Origin of the sequence: Bradyrhizobium sp. AUGA SZCCT0158, assembly GCF_018130065.1 — a bacterium.
Classification (GTDB): domain Bacteria; phylum Pseudomonadota; class Alphaproteobacteria; order Rhizobiales; family Xanthobacteraceae; genus Bradyrhizobium.
This window is the reverse complement of record NZ_JAFCME010000002.1, coordinates 64,037-89,184: the sequence shown is the minus strand read 5'-3', so window position 1 is coordinate 89,184 and position 25,148 is coordinate 64,037. Positions and strand designations below refer to the sequence as shown.

General features: G+C 63.4%; 24 protein-coding genes and 2 tRNA genes. 21 read left to right on the top strand and 5 right to left on the bottom strand.

Features of this window, described 5'->3' with window-relative positions:
* The first annotated feature begins 127 nt into the window (after nucleotides 1–127).
* From JQ574_RS03200 to JQ574_RS03190, 3 genes are read left to right on the top strand one after another with little or no spacing between them, the layout of a single operon-like run.
* Nucleotides 128–634: a 2Fe-2S iron-sulfur cluster-binding protein gene (locus JQ574_RS03200; protein WP_212209906.1), complete on the top strand. Its 507-nt coding sequence runs from the start codon at nucleotides 128–130 to the stop codon at nucleotides 632–634.
* On the top strand, nucleotides 631–1,620 hold the full coding sequence (locus JQ574_RS03195) for a xanthine dehydrogenase family protein subunit M (protein WP_212209893.1): 990 nt from the start codon (nucleotides 631–633) through the stop codon (nucleotides 1,618–1,620). Before JQ574_RS03200 ends, JQ574_RS03195 begins: the two co-directional genes overlap by 4 nt.
* Nucleotides 1,617–3,929 carry a xanthine dehydrogenase family protein molybdopterin-binding subunit gene (locus JQ574_RS03190; RefSeq protein ID WP_212209892.1) on the top strand — a complete coding sequence of 771 codons (2,313 nt, stop codon included), beginning with the start codon at nucleotides 1,617–1,619 and terminating at the stop codon, nucleotides 3,927–3,929. The genes JQ574_RS03195 and JQ574_RS03190 overlap by 4 nt, the downstream gene beginning before the upstream one ends.
* Before the next feature lie 102 nt (nucleotides 3,930–4,031).
* Here the strand turns inward: JQ574_RS03190 and JQ574_RS03185 are convergent.
* A tRNA-Thr gene (locus tag JQ574_RS03185) sits at nucleotides 4,032–4,106 on the bottom strand.
* 268 nt (nucleotides 4,107–4,374) lie between these two features.
* Between JQ574_RS03185 and JQ574_RS03180 the strand changes: the two genes are divergently transcribed.
* The 4 genes from JQ574_RS03180 (at nucleotide 4,375) to JQ574_RS03165 (ending at nucleotide 8,553) form a co-directional block, all read left to right on the top strand.
* Nucleotides 4,375–4,626 carry a hypothetical protein gene (locus tag JQ574_RS03180; protein WP_312014601.1) on the top strand — a complete coding sequence of 84 codons (252 nt, stop codon included), beginning with the start codon at nucleotides 4,375–4,377 and terminating at the stop codon, nucleotides 4,624–4,626.
* Between the two features lie 76 nt (nucleotides 4,627–4,702).
* A complete protein-coding gene (locus JQ574_RS03175) occupies nucleotides 4,703–6,424 on the top strand; it encodes an FAD-dependent oxidoreductase (protein WP_212209891.1) in 1,722 nt (573 codons plus the stop codon).
* Between the two features lie 649 nt (nucleotides 6,425–7,073).
* Complete coding sequence (locus JQ574_RS03170; RefSeq protein ID WP_212209890.1) at nucleotides 7,074–7,583, top strand: hypothetical protein; 510 nt, start codon at nucleotides 7,074–7,076, stop codon at nucleotides 7,581–7,583.
* Nucleotides 7,584–7,728: 145 nt separating this feature from the next.
* Nucleotides 7,729–8,553 carry an alpha/beta fold hydrolase gene (locus tag JQ574_RS03165; RefSeq protein WP_212209889.1) on the top strand — a complete coding sequence of 275 codons (825 nt, stop codon included), beginning with the start codon at nucleotides 7,729–7,731 and terminating at the stop codon, nucleotides 8,551–8,553.
* 27 nt (nucleotides 8,554–8,580) lie between these two features.
* Here JQ574_RS03165 and JQ574_RS03160 read toward each other — a convergent pair whose 3' ends face one another.
* Entirely contained in the window at nucleotides 8,581–9,213 is a 633-nt protein-coding gene (locus JQ574_RS03160; protein ID WP_409363416.1) for a TetR/AcrR family transcriptional regulator, read from the bottom strand.
* Between the two features lie 98 nt (nucleotides 9,214–9,311).
* Here JQ574_RS03160 and JQ574_RS03155 point away from each other — a divergent pair, with 98 nt between their 5' ends.
* The 11 genes from JQ574_RS03155 (at nucleotide 9,312) to JQ574_RS34830 (ending at nucleotide 20,003) form a co-directional block, all read left to right on the top strand.
* A complete protein-coding gene (locus tag JQ574_RS03155) occupies nucleotides 9,312–10,250 on the top strand; it encodes an SDR family oxidoreductase (RefSeq protein ID WP_212209888.1) in 939 nt (312 codons plus the stop codon).
* 32 nt (nucleotides 10,251–10,282) lie between these two features.
* Complete coding sequence (locus JQ574_RS03150) at nucleotides 10,283–10,942, top strand: NAD-dependent epimerase/dehydratase family protein (protein ID WP_212209887.1); 660 nt, start codon at nucleotides 10,283–10,285, stop codon at nucleotides 10,940–10,942.
* 263 nt (nucleotides 10,943–11,205) lie between these two features.
* The gene (gene murA, locus JQ574_RS03145; RefSeq protein WP_212209886.1) at nucleotides 11,206–12,495 is read left to right on the top strand and encodes a UDP-N-acetylglucosamine 1-carboxyvinyltransferase; all 1,290 of its coding nucleotides are present in this window, start codon (nucleotides 11,206–11,208) and stop codon (nucleotides 12,493–12,495) included.
* Nucleotides 12,496–12,597: 102 nt separating this feature from the next.
* A complete protein-coding gene (locus tag JQ574_RS03140) occupies nucleotides 12,598–13,047 on the top strand; it encodes a DUF2948 family protein (RefSeq protein ID WP_212209903.1) in 450 nt (149 codons plus the stop codon).
* A 272-nt stretch (nucleotides 13,048–13,319) separates the two neighbouring features.
* Nucleotides 13,320–14,615, top strand: a complete 1,296-nt coding sequence (gene hisD, locus JQ574_RS03135; RefSeq protein ID WP_212209885.1) for a histidinol dehydrogenase — start codon at nucleotides 13,320–13,322, stop codon at nucleotides 14,613–14,615.
* Entirely contained in the window at nucleotides 14,612–15,115 is a 504-nt protein-coding gene (locus tag JQ574_RS03130; protein WP_212209884.1) for a UPF0262 family protein, read from the top strand. Before hisD ends, JQ574_RS03130 begins: the two co-directional genes overlap by 4 nt.
* Nucleotides 15,116–15,151: 36 nt before the next feature.
* Nucleotides 15,152–15,619 carry a low molecular weight phosphatase family protein gene (locus tag JQ574_RS03125; protein ID WP_211997833.1) on the top strand — a complete coding sequence of 156 codons (468 nt, stop codon included), beginning with the start codon at nucleotides 15,152–15,154 and terminating at the stop codon, nucleotides 15,617–15,619.
* A gap of 215 nt (nucleotides 15,620–15,834) precedes the next feature.
* On the top strand, nucleotides 15,835–16,458 hold the full coding sequence (locus JQ574_RS03120) for a Maf-like protein (RefSeq protein WP_212038174.1): 624 nt from the start codon (nucleotides 15,835–15,837) through the stop codon (nucleotides 16,456–16,458).
* Entirely contained in the window at nucleotides 16,448–16,645 is a 198-nt protein-coding gene (yacG, locus tag JQ574_RS03115; RefSeq protein WP_212209883.1) for a DNA gyrase inhibitor YacG, read from the top strand. Before JQ574_RS03120 ends, yacG begins: the two co-directional genes overlap by 11 nt.
* A gap of 231 nt (nucleotides 16,646–16,876) precedes the next feature.
* Nucleotides 16,877–16,952: transfer RNA gene (locus JQ574_RS03110), tRNA-Phe, on the top strand.
* Between the two features lie 399 nt (nucleotides 16,953–17,351).
* On the top strand, nucleotides 17,352–20,003 hold the full coding sequence (locus tag JQ574_RS34830; RefSeq protein ID WP_212383274.1) for an EAL domain-containing protein: 2,652 nt from the start codon (nucleotides 17,352–17,354) through the stop codon (nucleotides 20,001–20,003).
* A 143-nt stretch (nucleotides 20,004–20,146) separates the two neighbouring features.
* Here JQ574_RS34830 and JQ574_RS03100 read toward each other — a convergent pair whose 3' ends face one another.
* Both JQ574_RS03100 and JQ574_RS03095 read right to left on the bottom strand, forming a co-directional pair.
* On the bottom strand, nucleotides 20,147–20,584 hold the full coding sequence (locus JQ574_RS03100; RefSeq protein ID WP_212209881.1) for a hypothetical protein: 438 nt from the start codon (nucleotides 20,582–20,584) through the stop codon (nucleotides 20,147–20,149).
* A 523-nt stretch (nucleotides 20,585–21,107) separates the two neighbouring features.
* The gene (locus JQ574_RS03095) at nucleotides 21,108–21,443 is read right to left on the bottom strand and encodes a GrlR family regulatory protein (protein ID WP_212209880.1); all 336 of its coding nucleotides are present in this window, start codon (nucleotides 21,441–21,443) and stop codon (nucleotides 21,108–21,110) included.
* A 160-nt stretch (nucleotides 21,444–21,603) separates the two neighbouring features.
* On the opposite strand from JQ574_RS03095, the gene JQ574_RS03090 reads away from it, so the two are divergent.
* From JQ574_RS03090 to JQ574_RS03080, 3 genes are all read left to right on the top strand, one after another.
* Nucleotides 21,604–22,866, top strand: coding sequence for a serine hydrolase (locus tag JQ574_RS03090; RefSeq protein WP_212209879.1), 1,263 nt, complete (start codon nucleotides 21,604–21,606; stop codon nucleotides 22,864–22,866).
* Between the two features lie 59 nt (nucleotides 22,867–22,925).
* Entirely contained in the window at nucleotides 22,926–23,165 is a 240-nt protein-coding gene (locus tag JQ574_RS03085; protein ID WP_212383271.1) for a hypothetical protein, read from the top strand.
* A 1,198-nt stretch (nucleotides 23,166–24,363) separates the two neighbouring features.
* A complete protein-coding gene (locus JQ574_RS03080; protein WP_212036264.1) occupies nucleotides 24,364–24,591 on the top strand; it encodes a hypothetical protein in 228 nt (75 codons plus the stop codon).
* A 28-nt stretch (nucleotides 24,592–24,619) separates the two neighbouring features.
* On the opposite strand, the gene JQ574_RS03075 is transcribed toward JQ574_RS03080, so the two are convergent.
* Nucleotides 24,620–24,880, bottom strand: a complete 261-nt coding sequence (locus JQ574_RS03075; RefSeq protein ID WP_212209877.1) for a DUF1488 domain-containing protein — start codon at nucleotides 24,878–24,880, stop codon at nucleotides 24,620–24,622.
* Nucleotides 24,881–25,148 lie beyond the last annotated feature (268 nt).

Here is a 25,148-nt window from a genome sequence, read left to right as displayed (position 1 = left end):
CATCGACAAGCGCAGCGTCCATTGTTGAGCGGCACAAAATGGAACCCGTGCCCTCAAGAAACGTTCATCGTTTCGTTCCTGCCCGATGCGGCGTGGGGCGTGATGCGTCATTGCCGTGGAGCCGCCCATGCATTTTCTGATAAACGGCAAGTCATTCGACTTCGAACTGGATGTTCGTCTTTCGCTGCTCGATCTTTTTCGCGAACACGTGGGACTCACCGGCACCAAGAAAGGTTGCAACCAGGGCGCCTGCGGGGCTTGCACGGTGCTGGTCGACGGTGAGCGGATCAACTCCTGCCTCGCGCTGGCGGTACAGTATCAGGGTCGTGCGATCACCACGGTTGAAGGCCTCGCGGAGGCCGGCCGTCTGCATCCGCTGCAGCATGCCTTCATGGAGCACGATGGCTTTCAATGCGGCTATTGCACGCCCGGCCAGCTCTGCTCCGCAGTCGGGATGGCCGACGAGATAGGGCGCGGCGTGCCGAGCGCGGTCACCACTGACCTGTCGGCCGAGACGATCGAACTCGACCATGATGAACTCCGCGAGCGAATGAGCGGCAACCTTTGCCGATGCGGCGCATACAACGGCATCGTCGAGGCGATCGCCGAGACCTTCGAGAAGGAATCAGCATGATTGAATTCAGCTATGCGCGCGCCGAAGATACGCCCGCGGCGATCCGGCTATCCAGCGCCGCCGCCCATCCCAAGTATCTCGGCGGCGGCACCAACCTCGTCGACTTGATGCGTGAGACCGTCGAGCAACCGGATGCGTTGGTCGACGTCACCGGGCTTTCGTCCGCTATCGAAGCGCGCGACGACGGCAGCCTGCTGATCGGTGCCGCTGCGAAGAATACCGCCGTCGCGGCAGACCGAGCGGTGCGGACGCGCTTTCCGATGCTGTCGCGCGCGCTCCTGGCGGGCGCGAGCGGACAGATCCGCAACATGGCCACGGTCGGCGGCAACATCCTGCAGCGCACCCGATGCACCTATTTCTACGACGATGCCAGTCGCTGCAACAAGCGCGCCCCGGGTGCCGGATGTGATGCGATCGACGGCTTCAATCGGTATCACGCGATCCTCGGCGCATCGCCGGCTTGCGTCGCGACGCATCCTTCCGACATGTGTGTCGCGCTGGCGGCGCTCGACGCGATCGTTCATCTCGAAGGCCCCAACGGCAGGCGAACGATGAAGCTGGTCGACTTTCATCGGCTCCCCGGTGGTCGCCCCGACGTCGAGACCGAACTCGAAACCCACGAGCTGATCACCGCAATTGAGCTGCCTGCGCTACGGCTCGCCGCTCGCTCAACCTACCGCAAGGTACGCGACCGGGCGAGCTATGCGTTTGCGCTCGTTTCCGTCGCCGCGGCCCTCGACCTCGACGCCGATGGCAAGGTTCGCGACGTGCGGCTGGCAATGGGCGGCGTCGCGCACAAGCCTTGGCGAGCCTGGAAAGCCGAAAGTGCTTTGCGAGGGCAGCAGGCCACGCCCGGGAATTTCCGCGCCGCCGCCGAAGCAGAATTGGCCGAGGCTTCCGGTCTGCGGGACAACATGTTCAAGATTGAACTTGCCCGGCGGGTAATCGAGGCGGTGCTGAGCGAGCTGGCAGGAGAATTCGCATGAGCATCATCGAGAAGGCAATGCAGACCGCGATCCGTTTGACGCCGGAGAGCTGGCTTCCCGGCGGCACGCCCGACCCGCTGATGTACAAGCACGGTCTGATCGGCAGTCCGGTGACACGGATCGACGGACGGCTGAAGGTCGAAGGGAAGGCGCGCTTCGCCGCCGAGGTGCCGCTCGAGGGCATGGAGTATGCCGCACTGCTCTACAGCAGCATCGCGCGCGGGCGGATAGCCACGCTCGACACCACCGAAGCGGAGGCCTCGCCGGGCGTCACCCTCGTGATGACGCACCTCAATGCGCCGCGCATGAAGCCGCCGCCGGTGATCATGTCCACGCCGAAGGCGGCCGGTCCGAGCGATTTGCCCATCATGCAGGATGCGGAGATCCACTGGAACGGCCAGCCGGTCGCGCTGGTGCTCGCCAAGACCCAGGAACAGGCGGATCATGCCAAATCGCTGGTGCGCGTTACCTACGACACGGCGCCGGCGGTGATCTCCTTCGATGAGGCAAAGACGCAGGCGCGGACTCCTGACAGCATCCTGGGCGAGGAGCCATCGATCGAGATCGGTGACGCCGAGGCGGCGCTCAAGCAAGCTGCGTTCAAGGTCGATCTGAGCTACCGCACGCCGCGCTATAATCACAACGCCATCGAACTGCACGCTGCGACAGTGGCTTGGGAGGGCGACAAGCTCGTCGTCCACGATGCAACGCAGATGGTGAACGCGACCGCCTGGACGTTGGCCCAGGTGTTCGGGCTCAGGGAGGCGCAAGTCCGGGTTATCTCGCCCTATGTCGGGGGCGGGTTTGGCGGCAAAGGGCTCTGGGATCATCAAATCCTCGCCGCTGCCGCGTCCAGGCTCCGCGGGCGGCCGGTGCGCATCATGTTGTCGCGCGAAGGCGTGTTCCGGATCGTCGGCGGCCGGACCACGACCGAGCAGCGCGTCGCACTCGGCGCCAAGGCGGATGGGACGCTTGCCGCGCTCATTCACACCGGCGTTGCGGCGATGACCACGCACAATGCCTGCCCGGAGCAATTTACCTTTCCGGCGCGCCACCTCTACGCCGCCGATACTATCAAGGTGGCGCAACAAGTCGCCGACATGGACATGCTCGCCAACACTTTCATGCGGGCGCCAGGCGAATCCGTCGGAACCTATGCGCTCGAATGCGCGCTCGACGAACTTGCCGAAGCGATGAAGCTCGACCCCATTGAACTGCGCCGGCGCATCGAACCTGAGAAGGATCCGACGTCGGGCGCAGCCTTTTCTTCGCGCAATCTCGTGGAGGCATACCGGCGCGGCGCCGAAAAGTTCGGCTGGGACCAACGGATCGCCACGCCGCGTTCGCGGCGAGAAGGCGAATGGCTGATCGGAATGGGCTGCGCGACCGCCACCTATCCATATTACCGGATGCCGGGCGGCGCGGCGCGCATTCGGCTCACCGCCGATGGCCGCGCGCTTGTCCAGATGGCCAGCCATGAAATGGGCATGGGCACGGCTACCGTGCAGGCGCAGCACGCGGCCGAGCGGCTCGGCCTCAAGTTCGAGGATGTAACGTTCGAATATGGCGACACGTCCCTGCCGTCCGGCACGCTCGCCGGCGGCTCGTCGCAGACCGCCTCGATCGGGGCGGCCGTCATCGCGGCGACGGACGCGCTCACGAAAGAATTGCTCAAGCTCGCCGGCAACGATTCCCCGCTGGCCGGCCTCAAGCCGGAAGAGGTCGAGGCGCGCGACGGTGGTTTGTGCAAATGCGACGAGCCGGATCGGTGGGAGAGCTACGTCTCGATACTGCAACGCGCCAAACGCGACGAGGTGGTCTGCGAGGTGGAGGCGCCGATGCCGCTCGAGGTGCAGAAGTATTCGATGCATTCGTACGGTGCGCAATTCTGTGAGGTCCGTGTGAGTGACGTCACCGGCGAGACGCGGGTGTCCCGCTTCCTTGGATCATTCGATGCCGGCCGCATCCTCAATGCCAAGCTGGCGGCAAGCCAGTTCAAGGGCGGCATCATCATGGGTCTGGGTCTCGCTCTGACGGAAGAGACCCTGTTTGATGAGCGCTCGGGCAGGATCATGAACCCGTCGCTCGCCGAATATCATGTTCCGGTTCACATGGACGTACCGGTCATCGACGTCATCTGGAACGATATCCCGGACCCGCACAGCCCATTGGGCGCGCGCGGAATAGGCGAGATCGGTATTACAGGTGTTGGCGCCGCCGTCGCAAACGCGGTGTACAACGCCACCGGCAAGCGCATCCGTGAACTACCGATTACGCTGGATAAATTGTTGCTCGCAGATCGGCTTTAGGACGGGAGGCATGAGGGGGAAATCCCGGCCAAACAACTGAGCTGGCCGAAAACTTAACGCGCTGAAATCCGCTGATTTTTCAAGTTTTTCGACTGAGACGAATGGTGCTGCCAGACAGGATTGAACTGTCGACCTCTCCATTACCAATGGAGTGCTCTACCACTGAGCTACGGCAGCATGCCCGGTATTCAAGGAATCGGCCCAAAAGGCCCCTGCAGGCGGGCGGTTCTTGCCACAACGACCCCTCCGGTGCAAGCACGCGGCGGGGCTCGAAAGCGCCCAAAACGGGCAAAATTCTTTGCAGGACGCCGCTTGGCGGGCAATCGGGCCGACTCCGGGCCAATCCGGTTCCATTTCGTCGGTGGACGGCCTCCGGCGCCCGCGCGGACGAATCATCATGGCCGGTCCGGGGAGGCGATTGCGCGGTGGCCGGGCGAAATCCAATATGATCGAAGGAGAAAAGAGCCGCGACGGCGTAGGTAACAGGCCCAGGATGCAGGACGATCAGGATAAACAAGCGGGAACGGCAAAGCCGGTCGTGAAGGATTCGCGACAGCAGCGCTTGAAGCTGGCGCTGCGCGAAAATCTCAAGCGGCGGAAGTCGCAGGCGCGCGGGCGCAGCGATGAAGCTGGCGCACCTTCCGAAAGCACCGATGCCTCCCTAGATGACGCAGGCGGAGTAAAGCCGGGCCAGTAGCGGACAGGAAAATTTCCCGCCGCTCGCCGGGTGGCCAGCTCTCCGCAAGAAAGCTGAGCTCTTTTTGGGTGGCGAGATGAGTGCAGACACCACGACAGCCGGTCCGGCGGCCGGCCAGGCTTCCTTCGCCTTTCCGCGCCACGAACAGACCTTCCCGACGCTGACGTCGCACGAAATCGAGCGCATGCGCCGGTTCGGCGAATTGCGCAGCTACAAGCACGGCGAAACGCTGTTCGAGACCGGCAAGCCCGGACCCGGCATGTTCGTGGTGCTGTCGGGCCATGTCGCGATCACGCTGCGCGACGGCCTCGGCCATATCACGCCCGTCATCGATCAGTGCGTTGGACAATTCGTGGCCGAGATCGGCCAGCTCTCCGGCCGCGTCGCGCTGGTCGACGGCCATGCCGAGGGCGATGTCGAGACGCTGCTGATTCCGCCGGACCGGTTGCGGGCGCTGCTGATGGCCGAGGCCGATCTCGGCGAGCGCATCATGCGCGCGCTGGTGCTGCGCCGGGTCAGCCTGATCCAGGGGGGCGTCGGCGGCCCGGTGCTGATCGGGCCGGCCTCGCTCGGCGACATGGCCCGCTTGCAGAATTTTTTGACGCGCAACGGCCAGCCGCATCATCTGCTCGACCCCGAGACCGACAAGGATGCCGCCGATCTCGTCGAGCGTTATTCGGCCGCGCGCAGCGACCTGCCGCTGGTGGTCTGTCCTGACGGCACCGTGCTGCGCAATCCGTCAGAAACCTCGCTGGCGCTCGCGATGGGCATGATCACCAACCATGCACATGACAAGCTCTACGATGTGGCCGTGGTCGGCAGCGGTCCGGCCGGGCTTGCCACCGCCGTCTATGCGGCGTCGGAAGGGCTGTCGGTCGCGGTGTTCGATTCGCGCGCCTTTGGCGGACAGGCCGGCGCCAGTGCGCGGATTGAGAACTATCTGGGATTCCCGACCGGCATTTCCGGCCAGGCGCTGGCCGGACGGGCCTACAACCAGGCGCAGAAATTCGGCGCCGAGATGCTGATCCCGGTCTCCATCCGCTCGCTGGATTGCACGAAGCCCGATGGCCTGTTCGCGCTGGCGACCGAATGCGGGCAGTCGCTGAAAGCCAAATCGGTCGTGGTCGCGAGCGGCGCGCGCTACCGCCGGCCCGATATCGAAAACCTCGACGCCTATGAGGGCCGCGGCGTCTGGTACTGGGCCTCGCCGATCGAGGCCAAGCTCTGCGTCGATCAGGACGTCGTGCTGGTCGGCGGCGGCAACTCCGCCGGCCAGGCCGCGGTGTTTCTGTCCGGCCATGCGCGGAAAGTCTACATGATCATCCGCGGCGGCGGCCTCGGCGCCAGCATGTCGCACTATCTCATCGAGCGCATCGAAGCGACTGACAACATCGAACTGATCTTCAACGCCGAGGTGGTCGGCCTCGAGGGCGAGGACGCCTCGCTGCGGCGCGTGCGCTGGCGCAGTCGTCTGGCGCCGGACGAGGTGCAGAGCCTCGACATCCGCAATCTCTTTCTGTTCGTCGGCGCCGACCCCGCGACCGGCTGGCTCGAAGGCTGCGGCGTCAAGGTCGACCGCGCCGGTTTTGTTCTCACCGGCGTCCAAGGAATCGTCCAAGGCGGCCAAAATGCCAAGCGTCCGGTGCCGTTTTTGGAAACCACCGTGCCCGGCGTGTTCGCGGTCGGCGACGTGCGCTCCGGCTCGGTCAAACGTGTCGGCGGCGCGATCGGCGAGGGCGCGCAGGTGGTGGCGGCATTGCACGGCTTTCTCGCCGATGGTTCGAAGCCGGCGCTCTAGGTTCAGTACCCCATTACTGCGTGGCTTTTGCCGACCAATGTTGATGCTTCGCGCGCCATTTCGGGCCGGGGCCACGCATGTAGTGCAACTCGGGCCGGTAGCTATCGCGTACGTCCAGCGCCAGGTTTTGAACGATGCTGGCGAAGTCGGAGGCTGTCTGAGCCGCCTTGCGAGCTAAGCCTGAGATTGCGGACCAGCGCGCAGAGGCCGGTGCGCACGCACGAGATATGACGGTGCTGTTCCATGCCATCTCTATTCTCCATCGGTTGGATATGGGCACCGTGATTAACTAACGGTTCGAAGCTGCATCTGCGCCAGACCGATTGCCGAACCTGTCGAGTGATTGCTGCCAACGTCTGCGTCTCAAACGGCCGCTCCGGGTTGGGCAGTCAGGCGAAGCGCCGGCCAGCCGGCGTTCGCAGCAATCGCTCGACAGGTTCGGCAATCACTCTGGCGCAGCCGCGGCTCCGATCGTTCATGGTGCCGACATCCAACCGAAGGGAGAAAAATGTGGTTCGGAAAGCATCGTCGACGCTGGCCCCGCGCGTTACCGCACATGCCAGCCCTGCCGAAGCTGCAACGAACGCATGTGGCAATTTCTTGCGCTCCGTCGTAACGTTCGGCGGGTTTCCAACGAAGGGGGCACTTCATGATACTGGGTATGAGCATCGCGACATTTGTTCTCGTCCATGTCGCCATCAGTTTGATCGCAATCGTGATAGGCCTCATCGTGATGTTCGGAATGCTCGGCTCGAAGCGGCAGCCGGGGCTGACCGCGATCTTCCTGCTGACCACGATCCTGACCAGCGCCACCGGCTTTGTGATTCCGCCGCTGCTGTTCGAGAAGATGTTGCCGTCGCATTTGTTCGGCCTGCTCTCGCTGGTGCTGCTGGCGATCGCCTGCTTCGCGCTCTACATCATGAACCTGCGTGGGGCCTGGCGCTGGATCTACGCGCTGACCGCGCTGGTGGCGCTCTATCTCAATGTGTTCGTGCTGGTGGTCCAGTCGTTCCTGAAGGTGCCGGCGCTGCATGCGCTGGCGCCGAGCGTGCCGCCGGCCGAGCCGCCCTTTGCGGTCGCGCAGGGCATCGTGCTGGTGTTCTTCGTGATCGTGATCATCGGTGTCATCCGGCGCTACCGGCCGGCGATGGCTGTTTGATTTCGTCATTCCGGGGCGATGCGTAGCGTCGAACTACGATGTGCAATCGCACATCGGAGAATCTCTTGCCGAATAACTTCTGGATTCCGGGTCCACGCTTGCGCGTGTCCCGGAATGACGGGTGCAGACAAAAAGGAGTTTCCCCATGCCCATGATCACAACCAAAGACGGCGTCGACATCTTCTACAAGGACTGGGGCTCCGGCCAGCCGATCGTGTTCAGCCACGGCTGGCCGCTGTCGGCAGACGACTGGGACGCGCAGATGCTGTTCTTCCTCCACAACGGCTTTCGCGTCATCGCCCATGACCGCCGCGGCCATGGCCGCTCTGCCCAGGTCGGCGACGGCCACGACATGGACCACTATGCCGACGATCTCGCGGCGGTGACGGCGCATCTCGATCTGAAGAACGCGGTGCACGTCGGTCATTCCACCGGCGGCGGCGAGGTGGTGCACTACATCGCCCGCCACGGCGAGAGCCGGGTGGCGAAGGCCGCGATCCTCAGCGCGGTGCCGCCGCTGATGGTGAAGACGCCGGCCAATCCGGGCGGCCTGCCGAAGGATGTCTTCGACGGATTCCAGGCTTCGCTCGCCGCCGGCCGCTCGCAATTCTATCGCGACGTCGCGGCCGGCCCGTTCTACGGCTACAACCGGCCCGGCGCCAAACCCTCCGAGGCCGTGATCGAGAATTGGTGGCGCCAGGGCATGATGGGCGGCGCCAAGGCGCATTACGATGGCATCGTCGCGTTCTCGCAGACCGATTTCACCGAGGACCTGAAGAAGATCAATGTGCCCGTGCTTGTGATGCATGGCGACGACGACCAGATCGTGCCCTACGCCGACTCCGCACCGCTCTCGGCAAAACTCCTGAAGAACGGCATACTGAAGACCTACAAGGGCTTTCCGCACGGCATGCCGACCACCGAAGCGGCGACGATCAACGCGGACCTGCTCGCCTTCATCAAGGGATGAGGGGAGGTTTGCTCCCGATACGGGCGGTCAATCGAAGATCGCCCGCATCGCCGCAAACATTCGCTTCACCATCGCTTCCGGCTTTTCGCGCGCACCCTCGGCGGTCCAGAGTTCATCGCCGATCCGCATCGCGCCCGTCGTGATCATGGCGACCAGCCGAGCCTGAAGCCGTTCCGTCTTATGGCCGGCGCGCTTGCCGAGCGCATCGGCCAGGGTGCGCTCAAGCATTTCGTATTTGACCTGATTGCGTGCTTGCAAAGCCGGGTTGTCGCGCTTGAGCCGCGCCATCGCGATTGCTTCGCTGGGGTCGAGCTGCCTGACCATCGCCGCAATCGCGTTCTCCGCGGCCGTGAGCATGTTTTCGCCGGCAGGCCGCGCGGCCACCGCGGCAATCAACGCCGTCACGATCTCTTCCTGCCACGCGAAAACGACGTCTTCCTTCGAAGCGAAATAGTGGAAGAAGCTGCGACGCGAGACGTCGGCCGCGGCTGCGATGTCGTCGAGCGTGGTTGCGTCGAACCCGCGTTCCAGGAACAGCGTCATCGCGGCGCGGGTCAGCCGCTCGCGCGTTTGCTGGCGCTTCCGGGCCCGCAGACCGGGGGCAGGGGTGGCGGATTTTGTCTTTGATATCCTCGACTTAGTCTGCTTGCGGGCCTTCACCGGAAATCCTCAAATTTTTCACCTCTTGCAAATTTGCACTTGGTGCACATTTGGAGCGTCGCCGACGAATCAACCCCCGAGACAGGAGAGATATAAGCATGAGCGGCTGGACCACTGCAGACATTCCGCCCCAGCACGGCAGGACTGCCGTCATCACCGGCGCCACCGGCGGCCTCGGTTACGAAACGGCACTGGCGCTCGCCGGCGCAGGCGCCACGGTGGTGCTCACCGGCCGCAGCGACGCCAAGGGACGCGCGGCGCTCGAGCGTATCGCCGCGCAATTTCCCAAGGCCAGCACCAGCTATGAAACGCTCGATCTGGCCAGTCTCAGTTCCGTCGCCGATTTTGCCGCTCGCTTTGCCGGCGCTCACAATTCGCTTGATCTGCTCATCAACAACGCCGGCGTGATGGCGCTGCCGGCGCGGCAAGCCACCGTCGATGGTTTTGAGGCGCAGCTCGGCACCAACTATCTCGGCCATTATGCGCTTACCGCGCGTTTGCTTCCGCTGCTTCGCCGCGCCAGTCAGCCCCGCGTGGTCCATCTTTCCAGCCTCGCGCATCGCTCGGGCGCGATCAATTTTGACGATCTGCAGAGCGCGCAGTCCTATACGCCCTGGAAAGCATACTGCCAGTCGAAGCTGGCGATGCTGGTGTTTGCGCTGGAACTTCAGCGCAGAAGCGATGCCGCCGGTTGGGGGCTGATGAGCAATGCCGCGCATCCCGGCTATGCCCGTACCGACTTGATAGACAATGGGCCGGGCGCCAAGGGCTTGCTGTGGCGGCTCAGCAAATCTCTTCAGCCCCTTATGAGTCACTCGGCCGCCGAACGCGCGTTGCCGACCTTGTTTGCCGCGACCTCGGCGGCGGCGAGGGCGGCTGGCTATTACGGCCCGAACGGGTTCTATGAAATGAGGGGGCCCCCGGCGGCGGCGAAGATCATGCCGCACGCGAAAGACAAAGCCGCGGCGGCCCGGCTCTGGGATGTCTCGGCCGCGCTGACCGGTGTATCGTTCGATCAAATCGCGGCCGCGGCCTGAACGCATAGCGCCGCGGCGCGGGGAGAAACCCGATGAAAGTGATTTTGTTCGGCGCCACCGGATTGGTCGGGCAGGGCGTGCTCCGCGAATGCCTGCTCGACGCCGGCGTCGAGCGCGTGCTGGTGGTCGGGCGCACGCCGACCGGGCAGCAGCACGGCAAGCTTCGCGAAGTCTTGCATAAGGACTTCACGGACTACGCCGCAATCGAATCCGATCTTGCCGGATATGACGCCTGTTTCTTCTGCCTCGGCGTTTCCTCCGTCGGCATGGACGCCGAGCGCTACCGGCATCTGACCTATGACGTCACGATGGCCGCGGCGAAGACGCTGGTTCGGCTCAACCCCGGCATGGTGTTCACTTACGTGACCGGCCGCAGCACGGACTCGACCGAACAGGGCCCGCTGCGTTGGGCGCGGGTCAAGGGCAAGACCGAAAACGATCTGCTCAAGCTACCGTTCAAGGCCGCTTACATGTTCCGGCCCGCCGGCATCCAGCCGTTGCACGGCGTGCGCTCGAAGACAGCATGGATACAAGCGATGTATGTCGTCGGGGCACCGCTGTGGTCCTATCTGGCCCGCACCTCGCCTAAATTCATGACCACCAGCGAAAAACTCGGCCGCGCCATGATCAAGGTCGCGCGCGATGGCTATCCGAAGCGGGTGCTGGAGAGCGAGGATATCAACGCGGTGTAACTGTTGTCCCGGCGAAGGCCGGGACCCATACGCCGCGGCGCCAATGTTTTTTGCACGCTGATCGACGGCTTCGCTTCAACAATAGATGACCGGGGTTTAGGGTCCCTGCGTTCGCATGCGTTCGCAGGGACGACGGATCGTGTTAGCCCAGCATGATGGCGAATGGACAAGGCCCAATCCCATCAAATAGCCGCAAACTTCAAGGCTTTTGCCATCGGGGTTTCGCGGCCCCCATACGTTCTGCATAACAAAAGGGGGGTGGCATGGACCGCATTCGGATTGTCGGCGGAAGCCCGCTCAACGGCACCATCGCGATTTCGGGCGCGAAGAATGCCGCGCTGCCGCTGATGATCGCGGGGCTGCTCACCGAGGAAACCCTTGTTCTCGACAACGTGCCGCGGCTTGCCGATGTCGCGCAGCTGCAGCGTATCCTCGGTAATCACGGCGTCGATATCATGTCCGCGGGCAAGCGGCCCGGCGACCGCGAATATCAGGGACAGACGCTGCATATTTCGGCGGCTGATATCATCGACACGACCGCGCCTTACGAGCTGGTGTCGCGGATGCGCGCCAGTTTCTGGGTGATCGCGCCGCTGCTGGCGCGGATGCACGAGGCGAAGGTCTCGCTGCCGGGCGGCTGCGCGATCGGCACGCGGCCGGTTGACCTGCTGATCATGGCGCTGGAGAAACTCGGCGCCGATATCACCATCGACGCCGGCTATGTGGTGGCGAAAGCGCCGGGCGGCCTGCGCGGCGCGTCGATCGATTTCCCCAAGGTGACGGTCAGCGGCACCCATGTCGCGCTGATGGCGGCGACGCTGGCCAAAGGCACGACCATCATCGACAACGCGGCCTGCGAGCCCGAGATATCAGACGTCGCCGACTGCCTGAACAAGATGGGCGCGCGCATCACCGGCGCCGGTACGCCGCGCATCGTGGTCGAGGGCGTGGAAAAGCTGCACGGCGCACGGCATACCGTGCTGCCCGACCGCATCGAGGCCGGCACCTATGCGATGGCGGTGGCGATGACCGGCGGCGAGGTGCAACTGGCTGGCGCGCGGCCGGAGCTGCTGCAATCGGCGCTCGACGTGTTGACCGAGGCGGGCGCCGTCATCACCGTCAACAAGGATGGCATAAAAGTTTCCCGCAACGGAGCGGGGATCAAGCCGGTCAACGTGTCGACCGCGCCGTTCCCGGGCTTCCCGACCGATCTGCAGGCGCAACTGATGGCGCTGATGGCCTGCGCCGGCGGCTCCTCGCAGATCACCGAAACCATTTTCGAGAACCGCTTCATGCATGTGCAGGAGCTGGCGCGGTTCGGCGCGAAGATTTCGCTCGACGGCGAAACCGCCACCATCGACGGCACCGCGAGCTTGCGCGGCGCGCCGGTCATGGCCACCGATCTGCGCGCGTCGGTGTCGCTGGTGATCGCCGGCCTTGCCGCCGAAGGCGAGACCATGGTCAACCGGATCTATCATCTCGACCGCGGTTTTGAGCGGCTGGAGGAAAAACTGTCGGCCTGCGGCGCCTCGATCCAGCGCATCAGCGACTGACGTGTATCCCGCAAAAGCATGTCCTTGGACTTGATCCGGGGATGGGAACCGGTTTTTGCGGCTAGGCTACGCCCAAATTAAAGGTAAAGTTGGCGCATGGGTTTGCCTGAACAGCTCAAACTGATCGCGCTCGATTCCGATGATCTTTCGGTGATCTCGGCGCATGTCCAGGATGCCCGGGTGCAGGCCTCCGACATCGTCTGGCGGCAGGATGAAAAACGCCTGGTGGTCGGCATGAACAGGCTCGACTGGGAGCAGACGCTGTCCGGCGGCACCACCCCGCGGCGGACGATCGCAGCATTGCGCTTCGACCGGGTGCTGGCCTGCAAGTCGCGCAATATCGATCTGGACACGCCGGACGCCGTGCTGGAACTGGTCGGGATCGAATTCCACCCCGGCGAGGCCCCCGGCGGCAGCGCCTTGCTGCTGTTCAGCCATGGCGGAGCGCTGCGGCTGGACGTCGAATGCCTGGAATGCGAGCTGACCGACCTCGGCGCCGACGACCTCGGCACCAGCGATATCGGCATCGCGCCGTCCGGGCAGGAGGCCTGAAAAGCCCCTCATCGTCGTCCCGGCGAAGGCCGGGACCCATAACCACAGCTGGTTGCTGCTGCACCGGGCTGTGGCTCCAGCCTTTTCAATAACAAGCGATGGTGGCTATGGGTCCCCCGATGCGCAATTGCGCATCTGAGCCTTCGCCGGGACGACGGGGTTTTGGGCTTGCCCCCTTTGAACCATCCGGCCATGGCGGACTCAAAGGGTTGACGACCATGGGGCCGCCGCGCCATTGAGCATAGGCCCGCAAGCCTCCACAGAAAGCCACCATGCCCATTCGCCTGGACAGAAGCAGCGCCGATTTCGACCAGCGCTTTGGCGCCTTTCTCGGCGCCAAGCGCGAAGCATCCGCCGATGTCGAGCGGGCGACCCGCGCCATCGTCGATGACGTGGCCGCGCGCGGCGACGCCGCCCTGCTCGAGGCGACCCGCAAATTCGACCGGCTGGACATCGCAGCCTCCGGCCTGCGCGTTACCGCTGATGAGATCGCGGCCGCGACCAAAGCCTGCGACAGCGCCACGCTGGATGCGCTGAAATTCGCGCGCGACCGGATCGAGATGTTCCATCGCCGCCAACTGCCCAGGGACGAGCGCTTCACCGATGCGCTCGGCGTCGAGCTCGGCTGGCGCTGGAGCGCGATCGACGCGGTCGGCCTCTATGTGCCCGGCGGCACGGCGGCGTATCCGTCCTCGGTGCTGATGAATGCGGTGCCGGCCGCGGTGGCCGGGGTGCCGCGCGTGGTGATGGTGGTGCCGTCGCCGGACGGCAAGCTCAACCCGCTGGTGCTGGCGGCAGCCGAGCTCGGCGGCGTCTCGGAAATCTACCGCGTCGGCGGCGCGCAGGCGGTGGCCGCGCTCGCCTACGGCACCGCCACGATCGCGCCGGTGGCAAAGATCGTCGGCCCCGGCAACGCCTATGTCGCCGCCGCCAAGCGGCAGGTGTTCGGCAAGGTCGGCATCGACATGATCGCCGGCCCCTCCGAAGTGCTCGTCATCGCCGACGACACCGGCAATGCCGGCTGGATCGCGGCTGATCTTTTGGCGCAGGCCGAACACGATGCCAGCGCGCAGTCGATCCTGATCACCGACAGCGAACGTCTCGCCGCCGAAGTCGAGCAGGCGGTGGAAGCACAGCTCGTCACCCTGCCGCGCGCGGAAATCGCCCGCGCCTCGTGGCAGGATTTCGGCGCCATCATCATGGTGAAAAAGCTCGACGAAGCCGTGGAGCTGGCGAACGCCATCGCCGCCGAGCATCTCGAGATCATGACCGCGGATTCCGAAGCGCTGTCGGCAAAAGTCCGCAACGCCGGCGCGATCTTTTTGGGCTCACATACGCCCGAGGCGATCGGCGACTATGTCGGCGGCTCCAACCACGTGCTGCCGACCGCGCGCTCGGCGCGGTTCTCGTCGGGTCTCGGCGTGCTAGACTTCATGAAGCGCACCTCGATTCTCAAATGCGGGCCGGACCAGCTGCGCGCGCTGGGACCCGCCGCGATGACCCTGGGCAAGGCCGAAGGTCTCGATGCCCATTCACGCTCGATCGGATTGCGTCTCAACCTGTCATGACCAAGCCGCCCGCAGAGGAAGATCCGCAGAATCGCATTGTCGCGGTGACGCTGGACGAGGAATCGATCGGGCGTTCCGGGCCTGACATCGAGCACGAGCGCGCGATCGCGATCTACGACCTGATCGAGCAGAACCTGTTCGCGCCTGACGGGGCGGAGGGCGGCCCGTTCACCCTGCACCTTGCCATCACCGGCAACCGGCTGATGTTCGACATCCGCCGCGAGGACGGCACGCCTGTCGTGGCGCATCTGCTGTCGCTGACGCCGTTCCGGCGGATCGTGAAGGATTATTTCATGATCTGCGACAGCTATTACCAGGCGATCCGCACCGCGACCACCGACAAGATCGAGGCCATCGACATGGGCCGCCGCGGCATCCATGACGAGGGATCGCGCACGCTGCAGGAGCGGCTGAAGGGCAAGGTACGGGTCGATTTCGAAACCGCGCGGCGGCTGTTCACGCTGATCTGTGTCTTGCACTGGAAGGGGCAGGACGCATGATGCGGCTGTCGTTTACGTCCAGAGAAGACTGACCGCATGGACGCGCCGCCCCGCGCGCGCAATCCGCAGGCCGTATTGTTCTCATGCGGCCTGAACAGCGTGCGTTCGCCGATGGCCGAAAGCCTGCTGCAGCAGATGTTTCCGCAGGCGCTCTATGTGAAATCCGCCGGCGTCAAGAAGGGCGAGCTCGATCCGTTCGCGGTCGCGGTGATGGCCGAGCTCGGCCAGGATATTTCCGGCCACAAGCCGCAGACGTTCGAGGAGCTCGAGGATTGGGAAGGGCTCAATTTCGACCTCATCATCACGCTGTCGCCCGAGGCGCATCACAAGGCGCTGGCGCTGACGCACACGCTGGCCGCCGACGTCGAATACTGGCCGACGCCGGACCCGACCGACACCGAAGGCAGCCGCGAGCAGAAGCTGCAAGCCTATCGCGACGTCTGCGACGGCCTCTCGCTGCGCATCCGCCGGCGGTTTTCGAAGGTGGGCGCGGCGAGCGGATGAACCACCCTCGGTGTCGTCCCGGCCTTGAGCCGGGACCCATACGCCGCAGCGGGTGTGATTTAGGGCGGTAGCTGTTATGGGCCCCTGCGTTCGCAGGGGCGACGGAGATAGTGAAGCCACCACAACCACTTGCCACCCGGTTGTGAAAACCACGCCCTTCCGATAGGTTCCGCGCGCATTCGTCCCCTCGATTCCTCTGCCTCCCAAAAATCAGCATGCTTGGCCGTCCCAAATTCGTTCTTGCCTCCGGTTCGCCGCGACGGCTCAGCCTGCTCAACCAGGCCGGCATCGAGCCCGACGCGTTGCGCCCCGCTGACGTCGACGAGACCCCGAAGCGGGGCGAGCTGCCGCGCGCCTGCGCCAACCGGCTGGCGCGCGCCAAAGCGGATGCCGCGCTGAAATCCGTGCAGCTCGATGATGAGCTGCGCGGTTCCTTCATCCTCGCTGCCGACACCGTGGTCGCGGTCGGCCGCCGCATCCTGCCGAAGGCGAACCTGGTCGACGAAGCCTCGCAGTGCCTGCGGCTGCTGTCCGGCCGCAACCATCGTGTCTACACGGCGATCTGCGTGGTGACGCCGAAGGAAGCCTTTCGCCAACGCCTGATCGAGACCCGCGTGCGCTTCAAGCGGCTCAACGAGGACGACATCCAGGCCTATATCGGCTCCGGCGAATGGCGCGGCAAAGCCGGCGGCTATGCGGTGCAGGGCATCGCCGGATCGTTCGTGGTCAAGATGGTCGGCTCCTACACCAACATCGTCGGCCTGCCGCTGTACGAGACGGTCACGCTGCTCGGCGGCGAAGGTTTTCCGATCCGCTTCGGCTGGTTGAATGCCAGCTGACCCGCCCAAAGATGAAGCGCCGTCGAAGCCTTCATCCAAGCCGTGCCCGGAATGCGGCAAGCCGGCCGAGAACCCCAAAACCTTACCCTTCTGCTCCTCCCGCTGCCGCGACGTCGACCTGAACCGCTGGCTGTCCGGGCGCTACGTCATCCCCGGCAAAGAGAATGAGGGAGAAGACGAGGAGTAGGGCGGCTCTCTCAACGAGTCGCATCGCGGAGAGAGCCCCCACCCAGAGTTCGTCGCCGCCGACTGGCCCAGGAACCATATGCCCCGACACCAAATACCGCTTATTCCCCAACAATTTGGCGGATAACTCCCAAGCGGGCCTGCCGCGCCGTAGCCGAAGGCGAAGGCGGGTGGACACGGCCCTCTCGCCCCACTATAAACCGCCCGCTCCGGGCCGTTTTCGCCCCGCAGTGCCCAGGTAGCTCAGTTGGTAGAGCATGCGACTGAAAATCGCAGTGTCGGTGGTTCGATCCCGCCCCTGGGCACCATTAACCTCAGTAACGCCGCATCCCGAAAGAGTTGCCGAGCAGGGGCTTGTCCCGCTTGGGCGAAGCCGCATGGTTCGATCCCGCCCCTGGGCACCGTTTGATGACCCGAGAACCTGACGCAGCGGCCCCGGCTTCCAGCCGCAGGCAAGGCCGGGGCGCCGGATCGCAGCTATCTCCGTGATGTTACGGGAGTTTTGACAAAACATTAAGCCTGCCCGAACACCAAAACTTAAGGCTGCTGACGCTACGCTCGAGGATTGCAAGATCCCGGCGGTGCCCGGCCCGCGGCCATGCGGAACGCGGGCGGTTCAGGCGAAGATAGTCGATGTCATATTTGAAGGCGTTGCTATGCTCTGAGAGCGCAACCGTGGGTTTCCGGCTCGCGCGGGATTGCGTGCCGTGATTCACGCCCGCAGATTGGTCCGCAAAGCTGCCAAGGCAATCCTGCGAAATGCCCCGCTGCAGATCGCGCTGTTCTTCTTGCCGCTGGTGTGGATCGGCTACTTCGCGATCACGTCTTCGGAACGGGCGGAAGCGCTGCAACAGGCGCGGGCGCACGGAGACAGTGTCGCTGAACTGTTTGAGGAAAATTCCGAGCGGATATTCGAACGGGTGGATCAGTCATTGCGGGTCGTGCGTGCGCTTTACGCACAGGATCCGGCCACCTTCAGCCTGAAATTCTGGGCCGGCAAGGCGCAGATGGCGAGCGGCGACGTGGTTCAGTTCTCGCTGATCGGACCGAACGGCTATTTGTTCGATACGACGACCGGCTATTCCGGCCCGCCGCTCTATCTCGGGGACCGGGAGCACTTCATCAAGGTGATGGAGCTGACCGAAGATCGGATCTATGTCGCAAAGCCGGTGTTCGGGCGGGCGTCGAACAAATGGACCATCCAGATCGCAAGAAAGCTGTTCGACCACGGGAACGGTCCGGCGGGCGTCGTCGTCGGCTCGATCAGTGTGGACGTGGTCGGCAGGTTCTACGAAACCGCAAAGCTCGGTGTCGGCGGAACCCTCGTTCTCAGAAATAGCGACTACATCGTGCTCGCCGCGCGGGGAATAGACCAGGGCGCGGTGCTGGGACAGCGCAATCCCGGCCACGCTGAAGGCGAGTTACGGGACCGCTCCTATAGCCAATATTGGAATTGGAGCGGGAGCGAAGGTCGCCCGAACCGGACCAACAGGTTGATCACCGCGCGCAGATCGCGGGTTTTTCCGCTGATCTTTACCGCCGGCATTTCGGAGCAGGAGATCTATTCGCGCTCTGAAGCCAGGAAGAAAATCTATCTCGGTGGAGCACTTCTGCTCACGTTCATCATCCTGACGGCGACCGCGCTGCACTGGCGAAGACAGAAGGCGCTCGATGCGGCGCAGCGCGAACTGCGCGACTCCGTGAGCAAATTCGAGGACGCGCTGCGAAACCTTCCGCAAGGGCTCAGCATGTTCGACGGCGACGATCGCCTGATTGCGTTCAATCGACAATGGCTCGATGCCTATGGGCTTTCGCCTGAGAACATCAGGGTCGGCATGGATTTCCGCGAGGTGTTTGCGCACCAGGAGGCCGTGCGCGATCTCGACGCCTATCTGGTCGACCTCAAGGACCGGCTCGCCAAATCGGAACACACCTCCAACACGGTGCAGTTTCCGGACGGGCGCGTCATCTACATATCCTATGGACGGCGCGAGAGCGGCGGCTGGGTTGCGACGCATGAAGACATCACCGAACGCAAGGCTTCCGAGGACCGGATCGAGAAGCTGGCGCACTATGACAGCCTGACCGGCCTTGCCAATCGCAACCTGTTCAAGGGGTCGCTTGACGAAGCGCTGGACAAGTATTTTCTGCACCAGACGCCGTTCGCCGTGCTGTTGCTGGATCTCGACAAGTTCAAGTCCGTCAACGACGCGCTCGGCCACCACTGCGGCGATGCGCTGCTCAAGCAGGTCGCCGGCCGGATCAAGGCGCAGGCCCGAACCGTCGATACGGCGGCCCGGATCGGCGGCGACGAGTTTGCGCTGATCGTGACGCCGGGGCCGTCCGCGCTGCAGGACGCCGCCGCAACGCTCGCCGCGCGCCTGGTCCAGGCCATTGCCGAGCCCTATGAAATAGACGGCCACCCGGTCGTGATCGGATGCAGCATCGGTGTCGCCGTGGTGCCCGAGCATGGCACGCGCACCGATGAAATTCTTCGCAATGCCGATCTTGCGCTCTACAAGTCGAAGAATGCCGGTCGAAATTGTTTCCATCTCTACTCGCCGGAGCTCAAGGCCGAAGCCGACCAGCGCGACATCCTTGAAATCGAGCTTCGCGAGGCGATCTGGCGCGAAGAGATCGAGGTGTTCTATCAACCCATATTCGAGCTCTCGACCGGCCGCGCGAAATCGGTCGAGGCGCTGGCGCGCTGGCGCCACAAGACCAAGGGCCTGATCCCTCCCGCCGAATTCATTCCGGTGGCGGAACGGGGAGGGCTGATCGGCGAGCTCGGCAATCTGGTGCTCGCCAAGGCGTGTCGCCATGCCGTGATGCTGCCGGACGACATCAAGGTGGCCGTCAACCTGTCTGCTCTGCAATTTGCCGGCGGCAGTCTCGTCGATTCCGTCATGGTCGCGCTGGTCGACAGCGGACTTGCCGAGACGCGGCTGGAGCTCGAGATCACCGAGAGCGTCTTTCTGGCCGACAGCCAGGAAAATCTCAAGACGCTCGAACGCCTGAAGCGACTCGGCGTTTCCATCGCGCTCGACGATTTCGGCGTCGGCTATTCGTCACTGTCCTATCTGACCGCCTTTCCGTTCAACAAGGTCAAGATCGACAAGTCCTTCATCGACAGGATCGGTCGCGCCGAGACCGTTGCCGTCCTCGGATCGATCGTTCAGCTTGCGAAGACGTTGAACCTTTCGATCGTCGCCGAAGGCGTCGAGACATCCGAACAGGTCGAAAAGATCCGCGCGCTCGGCATTGCCCTGGGCCAGGGATACCTCTTCAGCAAGCCCGTGCCATTCGGCGAACTGTTGCTGCAGGTTCTCCCCGAGAGCGAGCGGCAGGCCGTGGCGTGATAGATCGTGTAGGGCGGCTTTAAGCCGCAGGCGTAATCCGCCGCCTTCGGTTCAACGCTAATCGAACGTGCTTCGTTTGGCCAGGGACGGCGGATTACGCCTTCGGCTCCAATCCGCCCTACTCGAGCTCTGCTCGGTTGTTGTCAATTGGACGATACAAGCGCCGCTAGTTCGGCTTGCTTCTGCTTGACCGCGTTTAGCTGGGAACTGAACCACGCTATATCGACCGTGCTATTCGCGACATCATCCTCTAACTGCGCGAGCAGTGTGTACTGCTCTCGGATCAGCGGGGCCAGATGATCGTCTTTGAATGCCGCAATCAGGTGCGCGTCGTCATCCCTGTACTCGTCGACCGCATCAAGTATCGCTTCCATCATGCCAACATCGAGGGATTTGACCTCCTTGTGCAACAAGTAGTGCAGTTCCAGTTCGGTATCTTTCGTTTTGTCCAGACTATAGGACTTCATCCCGACAGTAATCAGGCAACTGTCGGAGAGAACTGCCATTAGCCAACGCTGCGTCAACAGCAAGTGCAAATTCTTCTCGTTCGCGTCCTTCGCCCAATCTGCATCTTTGCACATGAAGACCATGCTGCGACGTGCTTAGCACCTTGCGAGGCGACATACGCGGCGCGCCATGCTCGCTCCATCATGATCAGCTTCAGGAGGCGTGACTTTTGCATTTGCCACGTTGCTTCATCTGCAACCATCTTAAGCTGCGATTTGCAGAAATCCCGCCAATAATCGAGCAAGCTGATTCCGTTCCTGCCCACCAAACCCGCTGCGAGGCGCTTCCAATCAGCGGGCAACGGCGGCGATGTAATAATGTTGTCGGCGTCTTTCAGCAGCTCATTGTACGTCAGAGGTCGGTGGAAAAGTGCTTTGAAGAATGCCATCTCTTGCGCCTCAATATCGCTCGAGGCAGTCTACATAAAATTGTAACCGGGAATAGCCAGCCCATCCGAAATGGTTGCAAGTCGGCTTCGGGTCATTCGCGTCGGCGAGCGGCTATGTTTGCTCTTCGTTGGCAAAGAACGGCGGATTACGTCTTCGGCTCCAATCCGCCCTACAAGCTCTACGGTTACGCTGTTCCTGAATTTCAAACTCACCCCTCCACCAGCAACCTTAACACCGCATCATACCGAACGCCCTGCTCGCCAACGAGCGCCATCGCATCGACCTTGGCGCCGGCGTCGTTATACGTGCCGAAAAATCCGATGTACTGGACGCGGGCCACCATCGGACGGTCTGTCGGGGTGTGTTCGTTGCTGGTCATCTTGCCTTTCCAGCTTCCGTCCGAGCATTCGTAGTTGCCGGTGTAGTAGACGTAGGCGTCGCCGCCGTGGATCTGGCCGTCGCGCAGGATCAGGATGCCGCCAACGTCGTCGGCCACGCCGTCGCGGGATTTGGCAGATAGCGAATAGAGCCCGTTCCTGATCATGAATGTTTCCACGCCCGATCGCCAGCCAACATTGCCTGCGCATACCCGCTGCTCACCCGTGCACCTTGCCGCTCCGGGAGGCGCGCCTTAAACTTATAACCGGCGGACACCGAAATGGCGACGCAATCGCCCGGGATGGATCCGTCGTCGGGAGGATTTCATGAAAACGCTCATCGCCGCGGCCGTGGTTGCCGGGATCGCCCTTAACGCGGCCAGTGCCGCGCCATTGCCGGAAGCAAAGCCGGACGAGGCGGGATTCTCGCAAGCCGGGCTCGCCCGGCTGGATGATTTCTTCGCGCGCGAGATGTCGGCGAAACGCGTGCCCGGCGCCGTGGTCGCCATCGCGCGGGACGGCAAGCTCGTCCACTACAAGGCCTATGGCCAGCTCGATCCCACAAAAGGCACGCCGATGCCACTCGATGCCATCTTCGCGTTGGCGTCCATGACCAAGCCGATGGCGGCGGTTGCAGGGTTGACGCTGATGGAGCAGGGCCGTCTGCCGCTGCAGGCCAGTCTCTCGCAATATTATCCGGCGTTTGCCGAGATGAAGGTGGGCGTGCCGCAGGCCGATGGCACGATCAAGATGGAGCCGCAGGCGCGGCCGATCACCATTCACGACCTCTATCGCCACACCTCCGGCCTGATGTATGGCGGCCGGCCGGACAGTTCGAGCCTGGTCGCGCGCCTCTATCCCGACGGCACCGCGCCGGCCATCGAAGGCGATACCCCGGCCTTCATCGACCGCATCACGAAGCTGCCGCTTGCGCATCAGCCGGCGACGGCATTCGAATATGGCTTCTCGATCGACGTGCTGGGCGCGGTGGTCGAGAAAGTCAGCGAGCAGCGGCTCGGCGAATATCTGGCGGCGAATGTCTGGAAGCCGCTCGGCATGAAGGACGCCACGTTCCGCCCCGCGGAGGCGCAGCGCGAGCGTCTCGCCCGTCCGTTCCCCAACGACCCGCTCACGGGCAAGCCGCAGTCCATCAAACTGCTGGACACGCCGACCAAGTCCGATTGCGGCGGCGCCTGCGCGTTTGCGACCGTCGGCGACTACATCCGCTTCGGGCAGATGCTGCTTAATGGCGGCGAGCTCGACGGCCAGCGCGTGCTCGGCCCGAAGACGGTGCATCACATGACCAGCAATCACCTCGGGCCCGGGATCAAGAACAACGTGGCAAACGTCGAGCCGCATCGCGGCGGTTTCAGCTTCGGCCTGTCGGTGGCGGTGCGCACCCATGAAGGCCTGTCGGCGGTCCCCGGCAATCCCGGCGAGTTCAGCTGGAACGGCGCCTACGGCACGCAGTTTTTCGCCGACCCGAAGGAGCGTCTCGTCGTGGTGGTCGGAACCGCGGCGCCAGGCGAATTGCGCAAATATTATCGCGAGCAAGTCCAGGACATCGTCTACGGCGCCATGGTGAAGTGAATCTTGTAGGATGGGTAGAGCGCAGCGAAACCCATCATCTCTCCCCCGTGCAAGCATCGATGGGTTTCGCCGAGTTTATCATCGGGCCGGCCAAAGGCCGGACCCGTTGGCTCTACCCATCCGACGATCTACTTGTCGTGCGGTCCACCTGCTACCGGCTCCGCCAGATGCAGGAATTCGTCGAACGCGACGGCGCCTTCCGCAACGCTGTGGCACGCGCGACTGTCGATAAAGATTTGCGCGTCATGGTCGAAGATCTCGACGATAAAAAGGGGCTGCCTTGCGGCGCAAGCCACTGAGGCAGCGTGCATGCGAATTTCATAGTCGCCGATCCACGCCAGGGAAATCGCCTCACCCTCGGGGCGGGACACCAAGCTGACATAGGCTCGGGAAATTCGCAGCGTTGTAAAATTGTATTCCAACGCACGTCCCACAGCGAAACCTCGCGCTTTGTTGGTCGGCCGCACGATTACCAGCCCCGCCATTACGGGACGCTGGCGGTGAAATTAATGTTTCGAAAGATGGGCCGCGGAATGGCTGCTTAATTTCGGCGCTGTTCCCTTCCCGTCATTGCGAGCGAAGCGAAGCAATCCATATTGCGCCTGGCCGAGGCGTGGATTGCTTCGCGGAGCCTGTCATCGGGCGCGCATTCGCGCGACCCGGTGGCCCGCAATGACGACATGAAGACAGTAGTGCGACAAATTAACCCGACGGGCAAAATTCCGCTTTCCTCGTCGGGCAAATCATCTCTACGAATTTGCGCATCCCGTCCTATCAAGAGGGGCGTTGGCCATCGTCACAACGAGGGGCGGGTCGCGGTGGACGCTGAGGTCGCGATTGACGGTCGCGGCTGAAGCGTACGGTGAAGTCGTGTGGTCCTGACGCCCGTAACGGCGTCAAGTCCCGTGGGAGCTAACGCTTCCGAGGGGCGACGGTGGCAATAGAGGCCGTCTCACCGGGGAGAGCACGAAGTAAGCCGTAAAGCCATTGCGCAGGGAAGGCCGGATGCTCTCCGCTGGACCTGTATGCTCGTGTGCGTGTTCTTGTTGCACAATTGCACACGGGACCGCGGGTGCAGCGCGCACCCGGTCTTCCCTGCGCCCTCTCATTTGAGGGCACGGAAATTTCTGGCAAAGCTCGGGCGCGATGCGTCGCGAGAATGCGAAGCTGCGTTTACATAATGGTGCAAGGCGCGCGCGGCAAACACCGCCGTCGTCCCGGCCTTTTGAGCCGGGACCCATACGCCGCGGCCCATCGGTTAAAGCGCCGGCGTCAGAGACCTTCTGCCAACAACGACCGCCGCGGCGTATGGGTCCCGGCGCAAGGCCGGGACGACCAATAGATGGGCTATTTGAAAATTGAATCAGAGCAAGCCGGGCCGCGCCCGGCGTAGCCCTTTTGGGCGAAGCCGGGTCCTTAACCTCTATGGCGATCCTTCACACCAGGGTCGTATTGGAGTCACGTTGCCGCGCTACATGAGCGCCAACGGGAGTGCGCATGACCAAGATTTCGCCGAACAACTTCAATCCGGAACTGGTTTCAATGATGAGATCGGTGCTGGAATTGGCCTCGGCCCATGTCGACAGCGCGTCGGGCAAGCCCGCCACGCCGGCGATCAAGGTCAAGATGGCGTCGCGCATCCTCGCAACCGCCGCCGCAGGCGTCACCGACGCCGGCCAGTTGCAATCGGCCGCGATCGAAGAGGGGCTGTGCCCGGCGGACTGAGGCGCGCCTTCCTTTTAGAAGCTTGCGTTTAGAAGTTCGCCGCGCCGAGATCGTAGGAGCCGCGGCTGCCGCGCACGTAAACCCGGGCGGCGGCGGCGCAGATCCTGTCGCGGTTGGCGTCGAAGGCGTTCAGGCAGCCCGATTCATCGAGCGGAGTACCCGGCTGGATGCGCGCCAGCGCCGTCTCGTGGACATAGAACGAGGCCTCGATCGCGCTGTCGTAGCCCCAGAACCGCACCGCGCGCCGGGTGTGGTCATACGCTCGGCTATGGTTCGGAAAATCGATCATGATGGTCACCAGTGACCGTGACGCCGGCCCCAATAGTGGCCGCCGCTAAACAACGCCACCACGACAACAACAAACAGGACAGGTTCAAAACCCAGGATCGGTTCCATCGGAATCCTCCACTGGATTGCGGCTGCGTTCACCGCAAGTCGGATGGGACAACGGCCCATTCAGGCCGTTGTTCCCACTGGAACCGCGATGAAATTAGGTCGAGTAGCAGCGGCGAAGGGACTTCGCTCCCTCTCCCGCTTGCGGGAGAGGGCTGGGTGGG